This is a genomic window from Nitrosomonas sp. (genome assembly GCF_043753625.1).
Taxonomy (GTDB): Bacteria; Pseudomonadota; Gammaproteobacteria; order Burkholderiales; family Nitrosomonadaceae; genus Nitrosomonas.
On record NZ_JAYUWI010000152.1, the window covers coordinates 1 to 2,933 of the forward strand.

At 44.0% G+C, this 2,933-nt stretch carries 2 protein-coding genes; both read right to left on the reverse strand.

What is annotated here, in order from left to right:
• Positions 1–14 precede the first annotated feature (14 nt).
• The gene (locus ACH10T_RS12715) at positions 15–1,460 is read right to left on the reverse strand and encodes an undecaprenyl-phosphate glucose phosphotransferase (protein WP_394809634.1); all 1,446 of its coding nucleotides are present in this window, start codon (positions 1,458–1,460) and stop codon (positions 15–17) included.
• A complete protein-coding gene (gene epsL / locus ACH10T_RS12720) occupies positions 1,457–2,749 on the reverse strand; it encodes an XrtB/PEP-CTERM-associated polysaccharide biosynthesis outer membrane protein EpsL (protein WP_394809635.1) in 1,293 nt (430 codons plus the stop codon). The genes ACH10T_RS12715 and epsL overlap by 4 nt, the downstream gene beginning before the upstream one ends.
• Between the last annotated feature and the right edge of the window lie 184 nt (positions 2,750–2,933).

The following is a 2,933-nucleotide window of genomic DNA, read 5'->3' on the forward strand; positions in this document are numbered from 1 at the left end:
CTAATTTAAGGGTTTTAATAGGCATTATCTTTGCGCAGGACGATCCATGCGGTTTTGAGGATGATCCAAAGATCGAGCCAGATAGACCAGTGTTTCAGATAATACAAATCGTGCTCGATACGAGCTTTCATTTTTTCCAGTGTCTCGGTTTCACCGCGCCAGCCATTGACCTGTGCCCATCCGGTAATGCCTGGTTTAGCCTTGTGGCGTAACATATAGCCTTTGATTAGCTTGCGATACAGTTCATTATGCGCGACCGCATGCGGTCGCGGGCCGACGATGCTCATGCGTCCCTGTAATACATTAAAGAGCTGTGGCAACTCATCCAATGACGCGCGACGCAAGAAGCCGCCGATTTTTGTAAGCCGCTGATCGTTTTGTGTCGCCTGCTGAATGTTTGCACCATCTTCAGTGACGGTCATGGAGCGAAATTTATAGACGATAATCTCCTCACCGTTGAGACCGTATCGGCGCTGCTTGAAGATAGCCGGGCCCGGCGAAGTTAATTTTACCGCTAATGCAATGCACGCCATCAGTGGAGACAACAAGATAGTAATCAACACAGCCAGCAGAAAGTCGCTAACATTTTTGACCACGCCATCGATACCGACAAAGGGAGACTCATTCATTGCAACCACTGGCACATCACCAATGTAGTCGAAACGGGTTTGCATCAAATCAAAGATATAAATATCCGGCAAGAAATAGATGGAGGCTGTCGTATCGGGCAATTCATCCATAAGCTTCTGGATACGAGGCTGAGACGACATCGGCAAGCTGATAAAAACTATCTCGATATTGTGTTTCTGAATGTAAGGCACGGCATCAACCAATCCACCCAAGCGGGATCCGAATTTATCCGGCATAGTAACCGTTTTAACGATGGAGGGATCAGTCAGCTCATCCAAATCGGATCTAGAATCGTTGGCGATTCTGGAACTGTTGCGTTCATCGAAGAAACCTTGATAACTGATCAGCAGAAAGGGGAGTTCTGCAATATGCTTGATAAAGTCCAGACTGGTTTCGTTCGCGCCGATCACTATTGCTGAACGCAACTTACCTTTGTTGTACAGGTTGGTAACGATACTGCGTACGATGAGATGACTAGCAATCAGCATCAATGGTGTGACAATAAACCAGGTTAGAAGCACTTGCCCAGAAAACTGATTGTGAAATTTGGTGGCATAACCTAGAAATATCAGGATAGCGATAATGATCAGCCAGCCCATTAACGTATCTCGCATATAGGCAAGCAACCTGCCTTTGCGCCAGTTACGGTAAATGAGAATACGCTCGTAAATATAGGTGGAAATGAAGAAGGTAATAATGACTAATACCAAATAGTAGCTGGTAAAATCTTCATCATACATCCAGGCTGTCAGTATCAGCATGCTCCATATGATGAAAGGATCGAGCAGATGCTTGAAGAAGGCTACTATGGGTAAATCGTTAGCTGTCATCGTTTTCCGTAAGTATACTGTAGATTAATATTTGCGCCATTGGCACTAAATCCGCCCAGAGAAACGTCTGATTTTAAATGATTATTATAGACTGAAGCACTGAGTTGCAGGCCAAGATAAGGGGTATATGTGAGTTTTACAGCGGCATTACGGATAGTGTTATTGCGACCCAATGGTAAAGGATCGGTTAGAACCGCAAATCGGCTAAATTCGCGTGTCTCATAAGAGAAATTTCCTTCCAATGTTACCTTCTGTGTGATGTTCCAGGATGGCTCGACACTCACGCCAGTATTAAGACTAAAGCTTGCGGTAAGTTGCTGCATTGCTGCAGTTTCGCGCCAAGCATTAATGGTTAATCCAACCTTACTGGTAGGCTCCCAAGCATAAGTCATGCGCGCATTAAATCCGCTAAAATCGCGCTGTGAAAAGCTGGCATTTTTTCGTTCTACCCATCCTCCTGTCCATAATAAGCGGGATTTTGCGGACACTACCCAGTTGATTCTGGCCATTACTTCCTTCTGGTCATAGCCATTATCCGTGAATGATGAGCCATCAGGCGCTAGGACACGGGCCGGAAAATCTCCAATTTTATCGCGAAAGAGTATCCCCACAGTATTTCTATCGGATGTCACGTAGTCGATTCCGCCTTCAAATCTGTCCTCAATACGGTTAAGAAATTTCAATCTTTCGATCGGACTATCCGTACTAAGATCGTAGCGCGTATAGTCGCCATGTAAATTCCAGCTTGGATGAAAGCGCCAGATGGCGTTAATAAACGCTCTTTGCTCCGTGCGTATATTTTTAATGCCCGGCTGAAACAAGAACGGAGCCAGTGATTGCACATAGCTTGCTCCCATATTACCTTCCAATCGGTTGCCTAAAAACCAGTTCCAATTACCGTTCAAATTCTTTAAATTGTTATCCATCTGATTAAATTTTTCGAAGCTGGTGTGGGCCCAGTTCAAATTGGCAGTCAATCGTTGTCGGCTGATTTCTTTCTCAAATAGGAGGCCGCCAGTAAAACGATGGGACATATCGAAAAGATTATTCGTGTTGAGCAGCGGCACAGGATCCATTTTATCCCGTATACGCAAAATATTGTCATCAGCAGTAAATGCATAGCTTGCAAAGGGCTGCACTACTTTACCGATTACGGCAGCAAATGCAGGTTGATTGAAAAAGAACAGCAGCAAAACCCCTGGAAAGAAGGACTGCAAACAGTTAGGTCGTGTAAGGCAGGGTGCTATGCGCGTAAAATACTGATTGATGTTCGTAAGTGTAACTTCCATGAACTGATGTATCATTAATTTGAGATTCTCAGAATTTCTAATAGCCAAGTATCAATGGCATTGGACAGAATTTACATTTTCCTTCACATGTTCTCATAAAATTATTTTGAACAATACCTTTTCCAGGAGAAAGTACACTTTTTTCCCCTTCCTGCAATATTACTGTCGCTATTTCTAACAAATC